We start from the raw sequence: 21,047 nt of genomic DNA, 5'->3' as shown, positions 1-21,047 counted from the left end.
GCGTCAGGACTCCGCATCCAGCCGATCGAGGAATTCGCGAACGGTGTGGACCGATCCCGTGGCGGCTGGCTGGTAGCCGGGCAGGGCAGCGACGGCGCGATGGAATTCGTCGCCCTTCATCACCTCGAGCACCCGCCGCATCGGGTCGGTTTCCAGAAACGATTTATGGCAGGCGAAGAAATAGTCCTCGGTGAGGATACGGATGAAGTCGAGTCCGAACTGCCGCGCGGCGGCCTCGACGCCGAAGCAGACGTCGGCCATGCCGCTCGCGACATAGGCGGCGACGGCTGCATGGGTGAACTCGATCTGCTGCGCGCCATTAATGCGCGCTTCGTCGATGCCTTGTGACGCGAGCAACTGATCGAACAACAGGCGGGTGCCGGAATCATGATCGCGATTGACGAAGCGCGCCCTGCCGTCGGCAAGATCGGCCAATGAACGGATGGACAGCGGATTGCCGCGCTTGACCATCAGCCCCATTTCACGGGTCACGAAGCTGATGACGCAGTCCTGCTTGGGATCAAGCCAATCCCTGCAGGCCCGGATGTTCTGGGCACGCAGCTCGCCGCGCGGCAGATGCAGTCCCGACAGGTCGCATTCGCCTTGCGCCAGCGACGCCAGCGAATGCTGGCTGCTGACATAGCGGACATCGACCCCGACGCCTGGCTCGCGATCCAACAGCTCGCGCAGCTTGGCGACGGCAAAGCCGTGGCTGGCGTGAACGCGGATCACGCCGGGATGCGGCTGCAGGAACGGCTTGATCTCGGTCACCAGCTCCTGCGCCAGATTGTCGAGCTGCGGGCCGAGGCGGGCGTGCATGCGCTCGCCGGCCCACACCAGCTTATCTCCGAACGTAGTGAGCTTCGATCCCTTGCCGCGCTGGGTCTCGACCAGCGGCACGCCGAAGAATTCAGACCACTGCTCGATCAGATTCCAGACGTGACGATAGGACAGATGCGCGTCGCTGGCCGCGCTGGTGATCTTACCCGTCCTCCTGATTTCACTGAGCACGCGGAGCATCACGACGATGCTCTGCGGGCCGTCGTCCTTGTAGAAACGCCAGACAGGTTCGATCGCGATCCGCAACATCAGGGCCCGCTTGTGAAGTCGGCTTCATATGACCGCCGGCCATAGGCAACAGATATCATATTTACGAACAGATATTTGTTCTTACCTTCATTGGTATACAACAAACGGAGGAAATATGATGTCGATTGCATATGATTACGAGCGCGGCTCGAGGACGACATCTTATCTGACGAAGCCGTTCCAGCTCCTGATCGGCGGCCGGCATGTTCCCTCGGTTTCGGGACGCACCTTCACGTCGCTCAATCCTGCGACCGAGCAGGCGATTGCGACGGTCGCCGAGGGCAATGCCGAGGATGTCGATCTCGCGGTCGCCGCGGCCCGCAAGGCCTTCGAAGGGCCGTGGCGAACGATGCGTGCGGCGGAGCGCGGCGCGATCCTGCTGAAATGGACGCAGCTGTTGCGCGACCATGCCGACGAGATCATCGAGCTCGAAAGCCTCGATGCCGGCAAGCCCGTGTCGGCGATCCAGCGCCAGGATCTTCCCGCCGCTATCGATACGCTCACTTATTACGCCGGATGGGCCGACAAGATCAGCGGTGAAGTCGTCTCTACGCGCGATGATGCGCTGACCTATACGATGCGCGAGCCGGTCGGCGTGGTCGCGGCAATCGTGCCGTGGAATTTCCCGCTGATGATCGGGATGTGGAAGCTCGCGCCGGCGCTGGCCTGCGGTTGCACCGTCGTGATGAAGCCCGCCGAGCTGACGTCGCTGTCGGCGCTGCGGATCGGGGAGCTCGCGCTCGAAGCCGGACTGCCGCCCGGTGTTCTCAACATCGTGACCGGCCCCGGGCGCACCGTCGGCGAGGCGCTGGTCAACCACCCCGATGTCGACAAGGTCACGTTCACTGGCTCGCCCGGCGTCGGCCGCGGTATCATGAAGGCGGCGGCCGGCAACTTCAAACGCGTCTCGCTCGAGCTCGGCGGCAAGTCGGCCAACATCATCTTCGACGATGCGAACATCGAGGCCGCCGCGAAGGCTGCGGCCAGCGGCATCTTCTTCAACACCGGGCAGGTGTGCTCGGCCGGATCGCGGGTGCTCGTGCACGAGCGCGTGTATGACGAGGTGGTCGAGCGCCTGACCGAGCGCGCACGGGCGCTGCGGATCGGCGATCCGCTCGATCGCGCAACCTCGCTCGGACCGGTCATCTCCGAACGGCAGATGAAGACGATCCTCGACTATGTCGACATCGGACGCAACGAAGGCGCCACGCTCGTCACCGGCGGCCAGCGCGCGGCCGCCCGCGGCTATTTCGTCAGCCCCGCCGTCTTCGCTGGCGTCACGCACGACATGCGGATCTCGCAGGAGGAGATCTTCGGACCCGTGGTCAGCGTGATCAAGTTCAGGGACGAGGCCGAGGCGCTGCGGATGGCGAACGGCACGGCTTACAGCCTGGCCGCGGGCGTCTGGAGCCGCGACATGGGGCGCGTCCATCGCTTCGCTAAGTGCCTGCGCGCCGGCACCGTGTGGATCAACACCTATGGCTACACTGATGTGCGGCTGCCTTGGGGTGGCGATCGTGACTCCGGACTGGGCCGCGAGCACGGCACGGCCGCGCTGGACAACTTCACGGAGCCGAAGTCCGTCTGGATGAACCTCGCGGTGTGAGCCAGGCGTCGGTTGACGCGGACGGCCGCCATTCGCATCGGCGGCCGTCTGCGCGATCCAACGGATCAGTCGGCCTTGGCGCCGGTCGGCGGCCGGCGTGTCGGCGTCTCCGATGGCCTGTGAGAAGCACGATGGCCGTCGTGTTTGTTGCCGTTGCCGTCTCCGATCGCTGAGTCGGTCAGCAATCGTCGCGGCAGGATCACAAGCCAATCCACAGTGCTGCGGCACGGTGCCGCGCCTTTGACAAGTACCGCAGGGCGTGGTCGTCTGCTTCTTATAATGAACCCGTTCGCGTCGCCGCGACACCACTACGTCGAGCTCCACTGATCGGGCCCTGATTGGAATTGTTTCGAATTGGACTTGCGCATGTTGACTGCAGATGAGATTGCGCACGTCAAGTCGTCGTTCGACTTGGTATTTGCCAGTGCTACACAGATGACGACGACGTTCTATGATCGCGTGTTCGAGCTTTTGCCGGAATGCCGCGCGATGTTTCCAGCCGACATGGACGTGTTGAAGCGCGATTTCATCGCGACGCTCGCGGTGCTCGTCGGCAGCCTCGATCAGATGACCGGACTTCTGTCGAGCACCGACATCCTCGGCCGCAACCATGCGCGCTACGGCGTCAAGCCGGAGTACTATCCGGTGGTCGGGGAGGCGCTGCTGTGGAGCCTCGCCAAGGGGCTTGGTCCGCATTGGAATGATGAGGTGGAGCAGGCCTGGCGCAAGGTCTACGGCATCATCGCCCAGCGGATGATCGCAATTTCGGTCGGCGCTCGGCGGCCCTGATCCGGATCTAGCTGCGCACGATCGAGCCGGAGCGGCCGACGAGACGCGCGAGCTGCTTGAAGCGTCCGCCGACACGGTCGGCGACGAGGTCGACCATCTGGTGCTCGAACACCAGCATCAGCTTGCGATCCTGGGTGCGGAAATGCGTTGCGGGCAGCACGCCGGGCCGCGCCGCCGAGATCAGATGCGCGACCCGAAACGCGGTGCCGAGCAGGCGCGCACGATCGATCTGGGCCGGGCTCAGCTGCTCGGTGAGGGCAGGCGCCGCCGCCTCGTCGCGCAGGCCCTCGTAGCGGAAGAACACCGACAGCGCGACGAAGATGCGGCCCTCGTGGTTGATCGAGCCGAAATTGCCGTTCAGAACGATGCCGTAGGTCTGCTCGCCGCGATGGTCCGGATGCATGCGCCAGCCGATGTCGGACAGCAGGCAGGCGGCGTGCCGCAGCCGGCGCTCGTCCTCGGTCTCGCGCATGTGCATCACGCGGAACAGGCGGTCGGTCCAGTCGATCAGCTCGCGGGCATGCTGGGCCGAGCGCGACAACAGCTCGTTGAGGCCCTGCGCCGCGCAGAGCAGCCCGTCCTTGGCGCGCTCGGCGTCGGGAAGCTTGGAGTAGAGCAAGCCCTCGCGCACGCCGAAGGTCGAGAACACGACCGTCGTCGGCCTGGCGACGCGGATGATGTGCTCGAGCACCAGCGCGGCATAGGCGAGCAGCGGGCGCCGCGCCTCGGCGATCGCTTCGATGTCGGCCAGCATGTCGGCGGCGACGAGACGGCGCAGCCGGCGCACGAAGGCCAGCGCATCGGCCGCCGGAATCGCATAGCCGTGCATCACCCCGAGCGGATAGCCGCTCTGGATGATGTGGATGCGCGCCAGCGCGCGCCAGGTGCCGCCGACCGCGTAGAAGGTGCGGTTCTGGCCGGCAAGCAGTTGCGGCAGGTCGGTCAGCGCCTCGCGCGCGATCCGCTCCGCCTTCTTCAGCGATTTCTCGGCGAGATCCTGCAGCGCCAGGCTGCCGAGCGGCAGGGTGACGCCGCTGCGGACCTGGTGCCCGCGCACGTCGATCAGCTCAAGTGAGCCGCCGCCGAGGTCGCCGACGATGCCGTCGGGCTTGTGGATGCCGGAGATGACGCCGAGCGCCGAATAGCGCGCCTCTTCGGGGCCGGTGAGGATCTGGATCGGGGCGCCGCAGATCTTCTCGGCCTTGGCGATGAAATCAGCGCCGTTCGAAGCATCGCGGCAGGCGGCGGTCGCGATGGCATGAACTTGCCCCACCCGCTGCACCTTGCACAACGCGCGGAAGCGCTTCAGCGCGGTCAGCGCCTTGTCGACGGCATCGGCCGCGAGCAGGCCGGTGGTTTGGACCTCGCGACCGAGCCCGCACAGCGCCTTCTCGTTGAACACGGTGACGAGACTGCGTTCCATCGCCTGGTAGACGACGAGACGGACCGAGTTCGAGCCGATGTCGATGACACCGACGCTCGCGGCCCTCGTGCCGGGCCGCTTCACCACGGCATGTCCCGGCGCAGAAGGCCCCGGTGCAGACAGCCCCTATGAAGGAGAGCGTTCATTCCGGCGCGTGAGCCGGCGCGGCGATGATTCCTTGAGCGACTTTCCACGGCCGGACAGACTCGGATTCGTCATGAAGTAATTGTGCAGGTTGAACGGCTCCTCGCCCTTCGCGGCCTTCATACGCGTTGACGACCCATCCGGCAACAATTGCCAGCTCTGCTCGGTGTCCTTGAGGTTCGCGACCATGATCTGTTCCAGAACCTGCTGATGCACGGTAGGGTTCTGAAGCGGGCACAGCACCTCGACGCGGCGGTCGAGATTGCGCGGCATCATGTCGGCCGAGGAGATGTAGACGGCGGCCTTGGCGCTCGGCAGGCCCTGACCCATACCAAAGCAGTAGATGCGGCCATGCTCGAGGAAGCGGCCGATCACCGATTTGACGCGAATGTTCTCCGACAGTCCGGGGAGGCCGGGACGCAGGCAGCAGATGCCGCGCACGATCAGCTCGATCGACACGCCGGCCTGCGAGGCCTCATACAGCGCGTCGATGATGTCGGGATCGACCAGCGAGTTCATCTTCATCCAGATCACGGCGGGCTTGCCCTGGCGGGCGAAGCTGGTCTCGCCGTGGATGTGCTCGATCATGCGCTTGCGAAGCGTGAGCGGCGACACCGCCATCTTCTCGATGTCGATCGGCTCGGCATAGCCGGTGATGTAGTTGAACACCCGCGTCACGTCGCGGCCGATCACCGGGTCGGAGGTGAAGTAGGACAGGTCGGTGTAGATGCGCGCCGTCACCGGGTGATAGTTGCCGGTGCCGGTGTGGACATAGGTCGTGAGGCTGCCGCCCTCGCGGCGTACGACCATCGACAGCTTGGCATGCGTCTTCAGCTCCAGGAAGCCGTAGACCACCTGCACGCCGGCGCGCTCCAGATCGCGGGCCCAGCGGATGTTGGCCTCCTCGTCGAAACGCGCCTTGAGCTCGACCAGCGCCGTCACCGACTTGCCGGCTTCGGCAGCTTCCACCAGCGTGCGCACGATCGGCGAGTTGTTGGAGGTGCGGTACAGCGTCTGCTTGATCGCGACGACGTCCGGGTCGCGCGCCGCCTGCTGCAGGAACTGCACGACGACGTCGAACGACTCGTAAGGGTGATGGACGATCAGGTCCTTCTGCCGGATGGCGGCGAAGATGTCGCCGCCATGGTCGCGGACACGCTCAGGATGGCGCGGCACATAGGGCACGAATTCGAGGTCGGGCCGGTCGACCCGCGTCAGTTGCGACAGCTCGTTCATCGCCAGCACGCCGTCGACCAGGAACACCTCGTCATCGGTGGTCGAGAGCGCATTCTGCACGAAGCGGCGTAGCTCCTCCGGCATGTTGGCCTCGATCTCGAGCCGGATCACCGAGCCGCGACGGCGCCGCTTCAGCGCGGTTTCGAACAGCCGCACCAGGTCTTCGGCCTCTTCCTCGATCTCGATCTCGCTGTCGCGGATGATCCGGAAGGCGCCCTGGCCCTTCACGGTGTAGCCCGGAAACAGCCGGCCGATGAACAGGCCGGTCGCCTGCTCGAGGGTGATCAGGCGGATCACGCCATCCTTGGAGCCGGGGAAGCGGATGAAGCGGTCGATCTTGCCGGGCATTCGGATGAGGGCGTTCATCGGACGCCCGTCGGCGGAGCGGATCAGCTGCAGCGCCACCGTGAAGCCGAGGCTCGGGATGAACGGGAACGGATGCGCCGGATCGATCGCCAGTGGCGTCAGCAGCGGGAAGATGTTGGCGAGGAAGTGGTCCTCGATCCAGGCGCGCTCGCTCTTGGTGACGTCCTGGCCGTCGACCAGCACGATGCCGAGCTCGCCGAGAAACTTGCGCAGGTCGCGCCAGATCGCCTGCTGGTCGATCGCGAGCTGTGAGACGGTCTCGTTGATCAGCTTCAACTGCTCGGTGGGGGTCAGCCCATCCGGGCTGCGCTCGGCGATGCCCTCGCGGACCTGGGCGCGGATGCCGGCGACGCGGACCATGAAGAATTCATCAAGGTTGTTGGCGGAAATCGACAGGAAGCGCACCCGCTCCAGGGCGGGATGTCGCGGATTGACCGATTCCTCCAGAACGCGGCGGTTGAAGTGAAGCCAGGACAGTTCCCGGTTGATGAATCGCTCGGGGCTCGAGGCAATCTCGAAGGACGGCGCCGCGACCGGTTCTTTCTCTGAAATTTCAGTAACTTGCTCGGTATCCATCGGAATTCGATCCATATCCATCCAGTCGCGAATGGTCGACCGTAGCCCAATCTGGGTAACCAGGGGATGACGTTGCCGGCACCATTGAGGTTCCGTCACCCACCGCCGTCAAGATGGCCGCCGGTCACAGCGGGCGGAGCAGCTCCGCCGCCAGCGCCCGGGTGACCGGCCGTCCGAGCCGCAGGGACTCGTTATCCAGCAGCGCGATGGTCTGGCGTGCCGCCGCATAGGAGCGCTCGATGTGGCTTGCGAGATAGCTGACCACGGTCTCGTCGATCGCCAGTTGCCGGTCCGCGGCCAGCTTGACGATCAGGGCGCGGAACAGCTGGTCGTCGGGCGGCAGCAGCGTGACGACCGGGACGGCGCGCAACCGCGACCTCAGATCGGCCAGGGCGATGGGCAGGGCCGCCGGGGCCTCGCGCGCCGTGATCAGCACGAAGGCCTCGTCCTGGCGGGCCAGGTTCAGCAGGTGAAACAGCGCCCGCTCGTCGAGATCGGTTGCCGTCAGGTCCTCCAGCACCAGCGCGCCGGTGGCGAGCGCCCCAGGGACCGCGCTCGCCTCGAGGGCATGCGCGGACAGGGATCGGGCTCCAGCCTGCTCGGCCCAGATCGCGGCGAGGTGGCTCTTGCCGGAGCCGTCGGGGCCGACCAGGAACATGGTCCGCGCCGGCCATTCCGGCCAGGCGTCGACCAGAGCGAGCCCGGCCGCGTTGCCTGGACCTTCGAAGAAATTGTCCCGCGTCAGGCTCTCCGCATGCGGCAGTGCGAAGGCCAGCTGACGAGGGGGGATATGGGCGGCCAAGGTCGAATTGCTCCGTATCGTGGGGTGCGTGAGGTCAGGACGGGCCCTCAGCGGAGGATCACCGGACCTCGATGGTGCTCATGTGGCGCACCCAGTCGACGAGATACAGCCCGACCGACACGAGGGTAAAGACCGTGACCAGCGCCATCAGCACCACATCGTAGGGCTTGGGCTCGAAGCCGAAGCTGAGCGAGGCCAGCACGAGCGCTGCGAATCCCACCTGGGCGACCGTGTTCAGCTTGGACACCATCAATGGCTTCATCGCGACCGGCCGGTCGAACAGCCAGGACACGATCACCGCCGAGACGATCATGATGTCGCGCGAGACCACCAGGATGACGATCCAGCGCGGGATCGCGCCCCAGATGCCAAGCGTGACGAAGATCGAGACCAGCAGCGCCTTGTCGGCGAGGGGATCGAGCAGGGCTCCCAGTTCGGACCGCAGGTTGAAGCGCTTGGCCAGGAAGCCGTCCACGGCGTCGCTCACCCCCGCGACCACGAAGACCAGAAACGCGATCTCCATCTCGCCGGCCGCAATGGCCCAGACGACGATCGGAACCAGCAGGATTCGACCGAGCGTGATCAGATTGGGGATACTGTGGGGAATGGTCACGCAGCGGGTCCCGACGACAACGATCAAAAGACAACCCGATTCCGAAACAGGGCGAACCGGTACGGTTCCTAGATAGTATGGGGACGAGCCCCTTGCGAGCCATTGCGCGCGGCCGGATTCCGACGTAACCAGCGGCCAGATTAGGGGTTTTTACCATGACCGAGCGCAAGAACGGGCTCACTTATGCAGATTCGGGCGTCGATATCGATGCCGGAAACCGTCTGGTCGATCTGATCAAGCCCATGGTGCGCGCAACCGCCCGCGCCGGCGCGGATGCCGAGATCGGTGGCTTTGGCGGCCTGTTCGACCTCAAGGCCGCCGGATTCAAGGATCCGGTGCTGGTCGCCGCGACCGACGGCGTCGGCACCAAGGTGAAGATCGCGATCGAGACCGGGCTGCATGGCGGTATCGGCATCGACCTGGTCGCCATGTCGGTCAACGATCTCGTCGTGCAGGGCGCCGAGCCGCTGTTCTTCCTCGACTATTTTGCCTGCGGCAAGCTCGACCCGGAGGCGACGGCCTCGATCGTCGCCGGCGTCGCCGAAGGTTGCCGGGAATCCGGCTGCGCGCTGATCGGCGGTGAGACCGCGGAAATGCCGGGCCTCTACAAGGACGGCGACTACGATCTTGCCGGTTTCGCGGTCGGCGCCGCCGAGCGCGGCACGCTGCTGCCGTCGCCGGACATCGCGGCCGGCGACGTGGTCCTCGGCCTCGCTTCATCCGGCGTGCATTCCAACGGCTACTCCCTGGTGCGCAAGATCGTCGCCCAGTCCGGCCTCGGCTTCGATGCGCCGGCACCGTTCGCGCCGGTCCTGACTCTCGGCGCGGCGCTGCTGACGCCGACCCGGCTCTATGTGAAGTCGTGCCTTCGCGCCATCCGCGAGACCGGTGCGGTCAAGGGGCTTGCGCACATCACGGGCGGCGGCTTCACCGACAATATTCCGCGCGTGCTGCCGAAGCATCTCGGCGTCTCGATTGATCTGACGGGCCTGCCGGTGCTGCCGGTCTTCAAATGGCTGGCGGAGCAGGGCGGCATTGCCGAGCGCGAGCTCTTGCGCACCTTCAATTGCGGGATCGGCATGATCGCGATCGTCAAGGCCGAGGCCGTCGATGCCGTCATCGAGGTGTTCACCGCCAATGGTGAGCACGTTGCCCGGCTCGGCGAGGTCGTTGCCGCCGCGGGCGATGAGCGCGTGATTTACACCGGCGCCCTCGATCTGGCCCTGTGAGACGAGTGAGCCGATGAAGCGCCGCGTCGCCATCCTGATCTCGGGCCGTGGGTCGAACATGGCCGCGCTGATCCACGCGGCGGCGCAGCCGGATTTTCCGGCCGAGGTCGCCATCGTGATCTCCAACCGAGCCGATGCGGCCGGACTGCAGAAAGCGCAGGAGAACGGCGTCGCGATCGAAATTATCGAGAGCAAGCCGTTCGGCAAGGACCGCGCGGGGTTCGAAGCCAGATTGCAGCAGGCGCTCGATGCACGCGGCATCGAGATCATCTGCCTGGCCGGTTTCATGCGCCTGTTCACGGCGGAGTTCGTGCAGCGCTGGTACGGAAGGATGCTCAACATTCATCCGTCGCTGCTGCCATCATTCCCCGGCCTCGATCCGCACGGCCAGGCGCTGCGTGCCGGCGTCAAGCTGTCAGGCGCCACCGTGCATTTCGTCATTCCGGAGACGGATGCAGGTCCGATCGTGATGCAGGGCGCGGTCGTGGTCCGGGACGACGATACGCCGGACACGCTGTCGACGCGCATTCTCGGCGTCGAGCATCGCATCTATCCCGAGGCGCTGAAGCTGCTGGCCAAGGGCCTGGTGCGGCTCGAAGGCGATCTCTGCCGGACGTCGTCCGTGGTGCAGGCCGATCACGCGCTGATCTGGCCCGTCGTCCGTTAGCTGTCGCCGGACGAAAAAAATCCCCGGCGGGGCCGGGGCACATCAAGGCTGACGAAGTCTGATCATCCGCGGCAAGCGAGCGTGACGCGGAACTCGTGAGTTGGCTTTCGAACGCGCGCTGTGGCGCCCTCCGCCGGGACGATGCTCACGAGAGCTTCAGGTTCTCTGCCGACGTCTTGCCGCGGCTCTCCACCAGATCATATTCGATCGTCTGGTTCTCGTTGAGCGTGGTCAGTCCAGCACGCTCCACGGCCGAGATATGGACGAACACGTCCTTGTCTCCGCCAGCCGGTTTGATGAAGCCATATCCCTTGGTCGGGTTGAACCACTTCACGCTGCCCTTGTAGGTCGGCATCGCTGTCTCCTCGTCTAGACGAAAAAAAGACGCGGCCACGCTCACGCGTGCCACGCCACAAACGGGCTTCCGGGGATCTGCTCAATTTCCGAAGTCGCGAAACGCACAGTCGAACGGCCAATCCGATTGTACTGAAGATTGCAACACGATTTTCCGCCGATATCAAGTTTGGCGGACCGATGAGAACGCGTCGCGACGTCACGTCACCGGCTGCTGCTGCACTGCATGGCTTGTGGCGCTGGAACCACAAATCCTTGCGGTGCAGCCGCGGCATGGTCAATCTCATTGACCGTAATCGGGAACTGCGGACAAATCGACGCGGCAATATTGAGGCGAATTCGAGCGGGCGGCGAACGGGGCATCGATGCGCGGGGCATCTCAGGCCAAGCGGGGCAGGCGACAGTGCACCCGTGTACCCGGGGCGGCGCTGCTGGCCATCGTCGCCTTCGGTATGGCCGTCGCGTCTTCGCCGTGCGCCGCGCAGGCCAGCCTGCCGAGCATAGCCGCTAGCCCGACACCAACGCCGAGCCCACTGCCCAGTCCTGCACCGGGCGCGATCAGCTCCGAACGCTCGTCCGGCCAAACCGTGCTCGATCTCGGCTCGAGCTTCCTCGAACGGCTCGGCACCCAGGCCACGCAGGGCGTCACCCGGCTGCAGCGGAGCAATCCGGGGGGCGGTGGTGCGCCGGAGGCTTCGGAACAGCCTCGGTTCCGGACTTGGGGCGAGACGTATGGCGTGACGGTCCGCAGCAATGCGCAAGGCGACTTCGTTGGCGACAAGAGGACGACTTGGGGCGGTGTCGCCGGTATCGGCATGCGCCTCGCGCCGGGCGTGAACGTCGGACTATCCGTTGACCAGAGCCGGACCAGGGTCGATGTGCCGCTGGCGCTGCAATCGGCGACGCTCGATCTCACACAGTTCGGGTTCAACGCCTCGGTCGACCGGGGACCCTGGACCTGGGCGATCGCGATCGTCCATGGCTTCGGCGGGATCAATGCGCGGCGCGACACCAGCCTCGGTGCGGCGACGTCGGTCTACGGCGCCCACATCACGGGCGTGCTGAGCGAGCTCGACTACTACTGGAGCATCGGTGAGAGCCGGATCGTTCCGAAGCTCGCCTTCGAATACACCCGCGCCACGACCGCGGCATTCCAGGAATCGGGCGGGCTCGATCCGCTGTCGGTCAGCGGCACGTCGCTGGAGCGCGCCCGCGTTCTCGTCGGCGCCGAATTCGGCCGCTACTTCATCGTCGACGGCAGGGTCCTCGACGTCTCGGCCTATGGCAAGCTCGTCGACAATTTCAGCCAGAATCTCGGCGCGGTGACCGTGAGCCTCGGTCCGCAGAGCATCACGCTGCAGGGCCTTGGCGAGGGCCGTTACGGCGCCGACGCCGGCGCGGCACTGTCGCTATCCCTGAACCGAACGTCACGCCTCTATCTGAACTACGATGCGAAGCTGCGTTCGGCGCTGCAGTCGCATCAGGGGACGCTCGGCGTCGAGTTGAAGTGGTAAGTCGTCAGACCGGTTTCGGCGCGACGTAGCCGCCGAAGCCGACGACATCCCGCGCGGACGCCATCAGAGGCACGAGCTCCAGCGGATGGATGAACTCGTCCCGGAAGCAGGCATGGACCTTCGGATCGAAGATGCGCTTCAGCCAGTCGATGACGACCTTGTGCCGGTCGGAGTTGCGAAACTCCTTGTGATAGGTCAGCCACAGATCCATGTGGTAGTTGATGCCGAGATCGACCGGAACGAGCGGCGCCCCGAGCGCGACCGCCGATGTCGGCAGGAAGCCGATGCCGGCGCCGCGCTCGACCGCGTAGAGCACGGCAACGCTGGAATTGGTGGAGATGCCGACGATGCCCTCGAGCGACTCCAAGCCGAGGATGCGCGCATAGCCCGTCTCGTCGAGCTGCACGCCGTGCTGCTTGATGATGCGGTGGTTCTTGAGATCCGCCAGCGATGTCGGCAATCCATGCGCGTCGCGATAGGCTTCCGACACGAAGCCGTAGATGTGCAGACGGCCGAGCTTCACAACGATCACGTCGGGGTTGGTCGGCCGTTCGAACTGAATCGAGATGTCAGCCTCCAGCCGCGACACGTCGGCCTGCTGCATCGCGCAGCTCAGATCGACCGTGATCCTGCGATAGGTCTTCTGGAAATCGATCAGTCGCGGCAGGATCCAGAAATTGCCGGGGCCTTCGGTCACGGCGACGCGCACCGATCCCTGAGTGTCGGTCGACAGCGAGGCGCGCCGGAAGATGTTGAAGCTCAGCCGCTCCATCTGCTCGACGTCGAACAGCAACGATCGTCCCTCGTCGCTGAGCGACAGGCCGGATTGATCACGGATGAAGAGCTTGAATCCGAGCTCGTCCTCGAGCCGGTCGATCTTGCGCATCAGGGTTGTGCCGGTCAGTCCGAGAACATCCGCCGCGTTTCGGAAGCTGCGGTGACGCGTACAAAGCAGAAATGCTCTCAAATCCTCCCATGAAGGGTTAAGCGTTTCGTCAGACTTCCTGTGCTGCGTGGATGCAGCACCCCGATGCAAATGTTGCCGCATACACTCCAGCCCCGACAAGTATGATGACGTTATCAAAGCCAAGCTGGAAACATAGATGCAGAACCTGCACCGCGGAAGCACAGAATTCACGCTGCGACATCAGCTCGACGCGCTGCCGCGGACGGATCGGGTCACGGCTCAGGCGGTCACGCTCGATCGGCTCGGCGAGCTCGCGGCGCTCGCACGCCGGGAAATACCGGGCGTTCGTGCCTCGGAACACGAACTTGCGGAGTTCTTGCGGCACGATCCGGACTCGATCTTCGCGCTCTACCGCGGCAGGAACTTGCTCGGCGGCATCGCCTTCCTCTATCTCAACTGCTCAGGCCTCGATGCGTTGCTCCTGGATGAGTTCAATTTGAATGATCCGCCGCGCAGATTTCTGGCGCGACCGGACGAAGACGTAGCTGCCATCTATGTCTGGGCGCTCGTGGCGCAAGGGCGAGGAGCAATCGGCCTCGGCAACGTCGCGCAGGCGCTGCGAGGCGCGAGATTTCGCGCCGCCGACTACTACGCACAACCGTCGAGTCCGGAAGGGCGCGCGTTTCTCGGCGCACTCGGCTTCACGCCGGTTCCAAGCTTTCAGCCCGATCTCTGGTGGTATCAGCGGCCGTGGAACCGGCTGCCCGAGATGATCGCGCCTTCGATCCAGTCGATCACGAGTTTCGGACAAGGGAGCATTGCGGATGCAAAGCATTAGTTCGGCCAGGGCGGCAAAGACAAATCCGCGCGCGATCACGGTGCGCATCGCGCGTGATCCGAATGACCTCATGCTCGTCACGGCGATCCGCTCGGCGGTCTACCTGACCGAGCAGGATTGTCCGATGGAAGAGGAGTTCGACGGCAACGATCTGGTTGCAGCCCACTTCCTCGGTTTCGTCGGCAACGAGCCGGCTGGATGCGTGCGCGTGCGCTTCTTCGGCGACTTCGCCAAGGTCGAGCGGCTCGCGGTGCGCCATCAGTACAGGCGCTCGCGACTGTCGTTCAAGCTGGTTCGCGAGGCGCTCGACTATTGCAGGCGCAAGGGCTTCAAGAAGGCCTATGGCCACGCGCAGGATCGTCTCGTCGATTTCTGGGCGCATTTCGGCGCCAAGCCGCTCGGCCATAATCGCAAGCTCACCTTCTCGGATTTCTCATACACTGAGATGGTGCTGGACCTTGAGCCGTGCGACGACGCGATCACGCTCGACAGCGATCCCTACATGATCATTCGTCCGGAAGGGGACTGGGACCGGCCGGGCGTGCTCGATCTCTCGGCCGGCCGGCCGGCGTCCTCGCCCTTGCGCGACTTCGCCGCAGCGAGACAGTGATGTCGAGCCGAGATCTGTTCGGTGCCACCGAGGTGGATCCGCCGGTTCTCGTCTGCGCCGATCTGCAATGCGAATATCTCGCCGAGGGACGCAGGCATCTGATCGCCGATGGCGATGTCGTCACGGCGCGGTGCCGGCAGTTGATCGCGCTCTGGCGCGACAACCTTTGGCCGGTCGTCCATCTCAAGCGGATCGCACAGGCGGCCTGGTTCAATCCGGCCTCCAACCTGACGAACTGGCTTCCGGACTTCAAGCCGACCCCAGGGGAGCTTGCGTTCGAGCATCCACTGCCGTCGGCCTATAGCTCGGCTCGGTTCGCCGAGTACATGGCGAACATGCGCAGCATGCGCTGCGTGCTGCTCGGCTTCTCGCTGGACGAGACGATCCTCTCGACGGTGGTGGACGGTTTTCACCGCAGCCACCGCTATCAGGTGATCGGAGACGCCGTCGCATGCCGGCAGGCTTGTGCCGGCGACGCTGCGTTGTACAAGCTGGTTGTAACCAAGGTGATTGGCAATTTTGCCGGCGTCCTCGACAGTGCCGAGCTTATCGGCGCCGGCGGCCGGCTCGCGGTGTGACCGCGGCGGATATTGGCGGTATCATCCTGAGGCGAGTCGTTCGGCCAGATCGATAATCATACGGCGATCGGCCGGATCGCTGATCTTGTTGAACGCGACGACGAGGCGAAGGGCCTCGACGACGTGCAGGTCGACCGGATTCTCGCTGAGCAGCCGCAGCAGCTTCTGTTCCGGCGGTTCGCAATCGTCTTTGCTCACGCGGCAGCTCCAGGACCGAGACCACGACATGACCCGAGAGGAAGAGCTCAAAGAGCTGGCGAGCAGCCTCCAGGCGGCCATCGCGAAAGCGCGCCAGCTCAATCTGCCGACCAGCGCCTACATTCTTTCGATGGCTCTGGTTGAGGTGTCTCAGACAATCGAGGCGGAGTTGAGGGGGCAGACCAGCGCCGAATGATGGGCAGCATTATGGGCGGCCGTGCCGCCTGCTGCAATCAACTGGGCAAACTCCGGAAGACGTAGCCGGCCATAGCCGCTGCGATGCCCGTCAGGGCCGGTCGACCCGGACGACGCGGCCCTTCTCGATGGCGAGCGCGAGCTTGCCGTGCTTCAGCGCCAGCGCGGCCTCGCCGAACAGCTCGCGGCGCCAGCCCTGCAGCGCAGCAACGTCGGCATTGTCGTCGGCGGCGATCTGCTCGAGATCGTCGACGGTGGCGATGACCTTGCTCGCCACGGCATGGCGCTCCGAGGTCATGCGCAGAAGGACCTTGAGCAACTCGACGATCGCAGCGCCATTGGAGTTGTTGCGCGGCTTTTCCAGCTTGGGCAGGGCGGCGAGATCGCGCGCCAGCCCGCGCTGCACGGCGGCGACGATGTCGGAGCCCCATCTTGAGCGCTCGAAGCCCTTGGGCAGCGAGCGCAGATTGCCGAGCTTCTCGATCGTTGTCGGGGCATGGGTGGCGATGTCGCCGACCGCGTCGTCCTTCATCACGCGGCTGCGCGGCACGTCGCGGCTCTGCGCCTCCTGCTCGCGCCAGGCCGCGACCTCGATCAGCACCGCGAGCTCCTTCGGCTTGCGGACCCGCGTCTTCAGCCGCTCCCAGGCGCGCTCGGGATGGAAGTCGTAAGTCTTCGGCGAGGTCAGGATCTCCATCTCCTCGCTGACCCAGTCGCTCCGCCCGCGCTTCTTCAGGTCGGCATCGAGCGCGGCAAACACGTCGCGCAGATGGGTGACATCGGCCTCGGCGTAATGCGCCTGCTCCTTGGTCAGCGGCCGCCGCGACCAGTCGGTGAAGCGGTGGGTCTTGTCGGGGCGGTGGCCGGTGATGCGCTCGACCAGCTGGTCGTAGGCGATGCTGTCACCGTATCCCAGCACCATCGCGGCGACCTGGGTGTCGAAGATCGGGTGCGGCACGATGCCGGCGCGGTGCCAGATGATCTCGATGTCCTGGCGGGCGGCGTGGAAGACCTTCAGGACCTTCTCGTTCGCCATCAGCTCGAAGAAGGCTTTGAGATCGATGCCCTCGGCAAGGGCGTCGATCACCACGGCCTCGTCCGGGCTCGCCATCTGCACGACGCAGAGCAGGGGGTAGTAGGTGGTCTCCCGCAGGAACTCGGTATCGACGGTGACGACCGGGTGCTGGGCGAGGCGGGCGCAGGCGGCCGCGAGGTCCGCGGTGGTGGTGATCAAGTCCATGAACGATCCATGACGAGGCACTTACGCCGTCGTCCGAAAACGCTGACAAGTCAAGGGTGTCGGCAAAGGGGAAGGAACGAAATTCGTCTTCGCTTGTCGGCCCAAACCGCCCGGAACGCAAGCGCTCCGGTGTCAGCTGATCGCTCTATGGTTGACGATGGGCGGTCCGGGGTGGCCTCAGTGATGCCGGACGCGGCCCGACGGCCGCCGCGCCGAGGGCACGGCGAGCACGATCAGGCACAAGGCGATCATCGCCAGACCCATGAATTCGAACACCAGCGCGTCCACGTGCGCGACCTCCCGACTTGTTGCTTCAACTTGTCGGGGCTGCGTTGATCGTTTCTTAAGGACCCGGGCGTGACGCCGGCCATGGTGGACGCGAGGTTAAGGCAGGGAGCTTGCCGTTTACGTGCCGCAGAACGTCTGCAGCACGCGTTCCTGGGGCTGCGGCGGCTCGGCATAGGCGGCCTGGTCCGGCTGGTCGTCGTACGGCCGGGCCAGCACCGCATGAAGCTCCTCGAACGGCGCGTAGTCGTCGTTCTCGACCGCCGCGGTGATGACCGCCTCGATGCGGTGGTTGCGCGGGATGAAGGCCGGATTGACCTTGCGCATGGCCTCGCCCCGCTCCGCCGCCGTCTGCGGTTCCTCCGCGAGGCGCCGGCGCCAGCGCTGAGCCCATTCGTCGAAGTCCGTGGGATCCTCGAACAGGGCGCGGACCTCGCTGAGATCGCCGCTGCCGGCGGCGTCGCTGAGACGGCGGAACGTCAGCGTGAAATCGGCTCGGGCCGCCGCCATCGCATCGAACAATGCCTGCGCCAGCGGCTGGTCGCCCTCGCGTTGCATGAACAGGCCGAGCTTGCGGCGCAGCCCCGCCTGGTGCGCGTCGGTGAACTGGGCGGCAAAGCCGTCGAGCGCGGCTTCGGCCTCCTTGATCGCCTGGTCCTTGTCGTCGCCGAACAGCGGCAGCAGGCATTCGGCGAGCCGGGTCAGGTTCCACATCGCGATGCGCGGCTGGTTGGCGAAGGCGTAGCGGCCGAACTCGTCGATCGAGGAGAACACCTGCTTCGGGTCGTAGCCGTCCATGAAGGCGCAGGGGCCGTAATCGATGGTCTCGCCGGACACCGAAGTGTTGTCGGTGTTCATGACACCGTGGATGAAGCCGATTAGCAGCCAGTCCGCGATCAGCCGCGCCTGCCGCGTGATCACGGCGTCGAGCAGAGCGTGGTAGGGCCGCTCGGTTCCGGCGAGGTCCGGATAATGCCGGCTGATGACGTGGTCGGCGAGCCGGCGCACGGCGTCGGTGTCCTGGCGCGCGGCGAAATACTGGAACGTGCCGACCCGGATGTGGCTGGTGGCGACCCGTGTGAGCACCGCGCCGGGCAGCGCCGTGCCGCGATAGACCTGCTCGCCGGTGACGACCGCCGCCAGCGACCGGGTGGTCGGGATGCCGAGCGCCGCCATCGCCTCGCTGACGATGTATTCGCGCAGCACCGGCCCCAGCGCGGCACGGCCATCGCCGCGGCGCGAGAACGGGGTCGGCCCGGAGCCCTTGAGCTGGATGTCGCGGCGGACGCCGTTGCGGTCGACCACCTCGCCAAGCAGGATCGCCCGGCCGTCGCCGAGCTGCGGCACGAAATGCCCGAACTGGTGGCCGGCATAGGCCATCGCGATCGGCTCGGCCCCCTCGGGCACGGTCTTGCCGGCCAGGATCTCGGCGCCCTCCGGCGTCTCCAGCTCGGCCGGGTTCAGCCCGAGCTCCGCGGCGAGAGGCCGGTTCAGCTTGATGAGACGAGGCGCTGCGACGGGGGTCGGCGCCACCCGGGCAAAGAAATTGTCCGGCAGCGTGGCGTAGGAGTTCTGGAAGGGGAAATGCACGGTCATACCTTCCAAGATAGGCGCGAGGAGGCCGCTTTTCGAGCCCAAACGGCCGCCAGATGAGCGTTTCAGCACCAGCTCAATTCGGCGGCAGCGCGCCTGGTTGCATCGGTGGCTCGAGCGAGGCGGCCTTTTCCCCGCTGCGAGGCGGAAAAGGAGCCGTTCCTGCGGTTGCCGCGCCGGGGCGGCTCGGCTAAACCCTGCGCGCATTCGGAGCGCGCCTTTAAGGGCTGCGCCGATTCCTTCTCCTCACGACGACCATTCAGGACGACCATGCATCGCTACCGGACCCACACCTGCGGCGCGCTCCGCGAGAGCAACATCGGAGAGACGGTCCGGCTGTCCGGCTGGTGCCATCGCATCCGCGACCATGGCGGCGTCCTGTTCGTCGACCTGCGCGACCATTACGGCATCACCCAATGCGTGGTCGATCCGGACTCGCCGGCGTTCAGCCTGGCCGAGAAGCTGCGCTCGGAATGGGTCGTGCGCATGGAGGGCAAGGTGCGCCGCCGCCCGGCCGGCGCCGACAACAAGAGCACCGACAATGATGATCTGCCGACCGGCAAGATCGAGCTCTACGTGTCCGACATCGAGGTGCTCGGCCCCGCGGACGAGCTGCCGCTGCCGGTGTTCGGCGAGCAGGAGTACCCCGAGGACATCCGGCTGAAATACCGCTTCCTCGACCTGCGTCGCGAGAAGCTGCACCAGAACATCATGACGCGGGGCGCGATCATCGATTCGATGCGCCGGCGCATGAAGGAGCAGGGCTTCTTCGAATTCCAGACGCCGATCCTGACCGCGTCGTCGCCGGAGGGCGCGCGCGACTTCCTGGTGCCGTCGCGCATCCATCCCGGCAAGTTCTACGCACTGCCGCAGGCGCCGCAGCAGTACAAGCAGCTGCTGATGATGTCGGGCTTCGATCGCTACTTCCAGATCGCGCCGTGCTTCCGCGACGAGGATCCGCGCGCCGACCGCCTGCCGGGCGAGTTCTACCAGCTCGACGTCGAGATGAGCTTCGTCGAGCAGGAGGATGTGTTCGCGGCGATGGAGCCGGTCATCACCGGGGTGTTCGAGGACTTCGCCAAGGGCAAGCCGGTGACCAAGGGTTGGCCGCGCATCCCGTTCGCCGAGGCGATCCGCAAATACGGCTCCGACAAGCCTGATCTGCGCAACCCGATCGAGATGGCCGACGTTTCCGAGCACTTCCGCGGCTCCGGCTTCAAGGTGTTCGCGCGCATGCTCGAGGACCCCAAGAACCAGGTCTGGGCGATCCCGGCGCCATCCGGCGGCAGCCGCGCCTTCTGCGACCGCATGAACTCGTGGGCGCAGGGCGAGGGCCAGCCCGGCCTCGGCTACATCATGTGGCGCGAGGGCGGCGAGGGCGCAGGTCCCCTGGCGAACAACATCGGTCCGGAGCGCACGGCTGCGATCCGCAGCCAGCTCGGCACCAAGGAGGGCGACGCTGCCTTCTTCGTCGCCGGCGATCCCGACAAGTTCTGGAAGTTCGCAGGCCTCGCCCGCAACAAGGTCTCGGACGAGCTGAACCTCGCCGACAAGGATCAGTTCAAGCTGGCCTGGATCGTCGACTTCCCGATGTACGAGTACAATGAGGACGACAAGAAGGTCGACTTCTCGCACAACCCGTTCTCCATGCCGCAGGGCGGCCTCGAGGCGCTGCAGACGCAGGACCCGCTGACCATCAAGGCGTTCCAGTACGACATCACCTGCAACGGCTACGAGATCGCCTCCGGCGGCATCCGCAACCACAAGCCGGCGGCGATGGTGAAGGCGTTCGAGATCGCAGGTTACGGCGAGCAGGAGGTGGTCGACCGCTTCGGCGGCATGTACCGCGCCTTCCAGTATGGCGCCCCGCCGCATGGCGGCATGGCCGCCGGTGTCGACCGCATCGTGATGCTGCTCTGCGGCACCACCAACCTGCGCGAGATCTCGCTGTTCCCGATGAACCAGCAGGCCATGGACCTGCTGATGGGCGCGCCGTCGGAAGCCAGCACGAAGCAGCTGCGCGAGCTGCACATCAAGACCAACCTGCCGAACAAGTAGTTCGGCGGACTGAGGTTGATGCTCGAATCTTCGTCATTGCGAGCGCAGCGAAGCAATCCGGGGTGGCACGAGGACTCTGGATTGCTTCGTCGCCTGCGGCTCCTCGCAATGACGATCGTGTGGGGATCGCAGAGCGG

The 21,047-nt window shown here is 65.5% G+C and carries 20 protein-coding genes; 10 read left to right on the top strand and 10 right to left on the bottom strand.

Annotation, left to right across the window (positions count from 1 at the left end; genetic code table 11):
• Nucleotides 1-3 precede the first annotated feature (3 nt).
• On the bottom strand, nucleotides 4-1,089 hold the full coding sequence (locus QX132_RS01580) for a substrate-binding domain-containing protein (protein WP_315739417.1): 1,086 nt from the start codon (nucleotides 1,087-1,089) through the stop codon (nucleotides 4-6).
• Nucleotides 1,090-1,207: 118 nt separating this feature from the next.
• Between QX132_RS01580 and QX132_RS01575 the strand changes: the two genes are divergently transcribed.
• Both QX132_RS01575 and QX132_RS01570 read left to right on the top strand, forming a co-directional pair.
• Nucleotides 1,208-2,695 carry an aldehyde dehydrogenase family protein gene (locus tag QX132_RS01575; RefSeq protein WP_316159913.1) on the top strand — a complete coding sequence of 496 codons (1,488 nt, stop codon included), beginning with the start codon at nucleotides 1,208-1,210 and terminating at the stop codon, nucleotides 2,693-2,695.
• A gap of 366 nt (nucleotides 2,696-3,061) precedes the next feature.
• Complete coding sequence (locus tag QX132_RS01570) at nucleotides 3,062-3,484, top strand: globin family protein (RefSeq protein ID WP_316159912.1); 423 nt, start codon at nucleotides 3,062-3,064, stop codon at nucleotides 3,482-3,484.
• Between the two features lie 7 nt (nucleotides 3,485-3,491).
• On the opposite strand, the gene ppx is transcribed toward QX132_RS01570, so the two are convergent.
• From ppx to QX132_RS01550, 4 genes are all read right to left on the bottom strand, one after another.
• The gene (gene ppx, locus QX132_RS01565) at nucleotides 3,492-4,991 is read right to left on the bottom strand and encodes an exopolyphosphatase (protein WP_315739460.1); all 1,500 of its coding nucleotides are present in this window, start codon (nucleotides 4,989-4,991) and stop codon (nucleotides 3,492-3,494) included.
• Nucleotides 4,992-5,033: 42 nt separating this feature from the next.
• A complete protein-coding gene (locus QX132_RS01560; protein WP_316159911.1) occupies nucleotides 5,034-7,229 on the bottom strand; it encodes an RNA degradosome polyphosphate kinase in 2,196 nt (731 codons plus the stop codon).
• 124 nt (nucleotides 7,230-7,353) lie between these two features.
• Nucleotides 7,354-8,031, bottom strand: a complete 678-nt coding sequence (locus QX132_RS01555) for a DnaA ATPase domain-containing protein (RefSeq protein ID WP_316159910.1) — start codon at nucleotides 8,029-8,031, stop codon at nucleotides 7,354-7,356.
• A 58-nt stretch (nucleotides 8,032-8,089) separates the two neighbouring features.
• The gene (locus QX132_RS01550; protein ID WP_315739423.1) at nucleotides 8,090-8,644 is read right to left on the bottom strand and encodes a CDP-alcohol phosphatidyltransferase family protein; all 555 of its coding nucleotides are present in this window, start codon (nucleotides 8,642-8,644) and stop codon (nucleotides 8,090-8,092) included.
• Between the two features lie 155 nt (nucleotides 8,645-8,799).
• On the opposite strand from QX132_RS01550, the gene purM reads away from it, so the two are divergent.
• Nucleotides 8,800-9,873, top strand: coding sequence for a phosphoribosylformylglycinamidine cyclo-ligase (gene purM / locus QX132_RS01545; protein ID WP_315755726.1), 1,074 nt, complete (start codon nucleotides 8,800-8,802; stop codon nucleotides 9,871-9,873).
• 13 nt (nucleotides 9,874-9,886) lie between these two features.
• A complete protein-coding gene (purN, locus tag QX132_RS01540) occupies nucleotides 9,887-10,540 on the top strand; it encodes a phosphoribosylglycinamide formyltransferase (protein ID WP_315739426.1) in 654 nt (217 codons plus the stop codon).
• A 145-nt stretch (nucleotides 10,541-10,685) separates the two neighbouring features.
• Here purN and QX132_RS01535 read toward each other — a convergent pair whose 3' ends face one another.
• Nucleotides 10,686-10,895 (bottom strand): cold-shock protein, encoded by a 210-nt coding sequence (locus QX132_RS01535; RefSeq protein WP_315712366.1) that lies wholly within the window; start codon nucleotides 10,893-10,895, stop codon nucleotides 10,686-10,688.
• A 364-nt stretch (nucleotides 10,896-11,259) separates the two neighbouring features.
• Between QX132_RS01535 and QX132_RS01530 the strand changes: the two genes are divergently transcribed.
• Nucleotides 11,260-12,408: an autotransporter outer membrane beta-barrel domain-containing protein gene (locus QX132_RS01530; RefSeq protein WP_316159909.1), complete on the top strand. Its 1,149-nt coding sequence runs from the start codon at nucleotides 11,260-11,262 to the stop codon at nucleotides 12,406-12,408.
• A gap of 4 nt (nucleotides 12,409-12,412) precedes the next feature.
• Here the strand turns inward: QX132_RS01530 and QX132_RS01525 are convergent, their stop codons facing one another.
• A complete protein-coding gene (locus QX132_RS01525) occupies nucleotides 12,413-13,456 on the bottom strand; it encodes a LysR family transcriptional regulator (RefSeq protein WP_315739428.1) in 1,044 nt (347 codons plus the stop codon).
• Between the two features lie 55 nt (nucleotides 13,457-13,511).
• Here QX132_RS01525 and QX132_RS01520 point away from each other — a divergent pair, with 55 nt between their 5' ends.
• From QX132_RS01520 to QX132_RS01510, 3 genes are read left to right on the top strand one after another with little or no spacing between them, the layout of a single operon-like run.
• Nucleotides 13,512-14,153, top strand: coding sequence for a hypothetical protein (locus QX132_RS01520; RefSeq protein WP_315755723.1), 642 nt, complete (start codon nucleotides 13,512-13,514; stop codon nucleotides 14,151-14,153).
• The gene (locus QX132_RS01515) at nucleotides 14,140-14,763 is read left to right on the top strand and encodes a GNAT family N-acetyltransferase (RefSeq protein ID WP_315739430.1); all 624 of its coding nucleotides are present in this window, start codon (nucleotides 14,140-14,142) and stop codon (nucleotides 14,761-14,763) included. The genes QX132_RS01520 and QX132_RS01515 overlap by 14 nt, the downstream gene beginning before the upstream one ends.
• Nucleotides 14,763-15,341: an isochorismatase family protein gene (locus QX132_RS01510; RefSeq protein WP_315739431.1), complete on the top strand. Its 579-nt coding sequence runs from the start codon at nucleotides 14,763-14,765 to the stop codon at nucleotides 15,339-15,341. The genes QX132_RS01515 and QX132_RS01510 overlap by 1 nt, the downstream gene beginning before the upstream one ends.
• A gap of 21 nt (nucleotides 15,342-15,362) precedes the next feature.
• Here QX132_RS01510 and QX132_RS01505 read toward each other — a convergent pair whose 3' ends face one another.
• The gene (locus tag QX132_RS01505; protein ID WP_315739432.1) at nucleotides 15,363-15,539 is read right to left on the bottom strand and encodes a hypothetical protein; all 177 of its coding nucleotides are present in this window, start codon (nucleotides 15,537-15,539) and stop codon (nucleotides 15,363-15,365) included.
• 28 nt (nucleotides 15,540-15,567) lie between these two features.
• Here QX132_RS01505 and QX132_RS01500 point away from each other — a divergent pair, with 28 nt between their 5' ends.
• Complete coding sequence (locus QX132_RS01500) at nucleotides 15,568-15,735, top strand: hypothetical protein (RefSeq protein WP_315739433.1); 168 nt, start codon at nucleotides 15,568-15,570, stop codon at nucleotides 15,733-15,735.
• Between the two features lie 90 nt (nucleotides 15,736-15,825).
• Here the strand turns inward: QX132_RS01500 and rnd are convergent, their stop codons facing one another.
• Together rnd and QX132_RS01490 are read right to left on the bottom strand one after the other, a co-directional pair.
• A complete protein-coding gene (gene rnd, locus QX132_RS01495; RefSeq protein ID WP_316159908.1) occupies nucleotides 15,826-16,974 on the bottom strand; it encodes a ribonuclease D in 1,149 nt (382 codons plus the stop codon).
• 405 nt (nucleotides 16,975-17,379) lie between these two features.
• A complete protein-coding gene (locus tag QX132_RS01490; RefSeq protein WP_316159907.1) occupies nucleotides 17,380-18,855 on the bottom strand; it encodes a protein adenylyltransferase SelO in 1,476 nt (491 codons plus the stop codon).
• Nucleotides 18,856-19,122: 267 nt separating this feature from the next.
• On the opposite strand from QX132_RS01490, the gene aspS reads away from it, so the two are divergent.
• A complete protein-coding gene (gene aspS, locus QX132_RS01485; RefSeq protein WP_315780486.1) occupies nucleotides 19,123-20,910 on the top strand; it encodes an aspartate--tRNA ligase in 1,788 nt (595 codons plus the stop codon).
• The last annotated feature ends 137 nt before the right edge of the window (nucleotides 20,911-21,047 follow it).

Origin of the sequence: Bradyrhizobium sp. SZCCHNRI20481, assembly GCF_032485055.1 — a bacterium.
GTDB lineage: Bacteria > Pseudomonadota > Alphaproteobacteria > Rhizobiales > Xanthobacteraceae > Bradyrhizobium.
The sequence above is the reverse complement of the archived record's forward strand: the minus strand, read 5'-3'. Positions and strand labels throughout refer to the sequence as shown.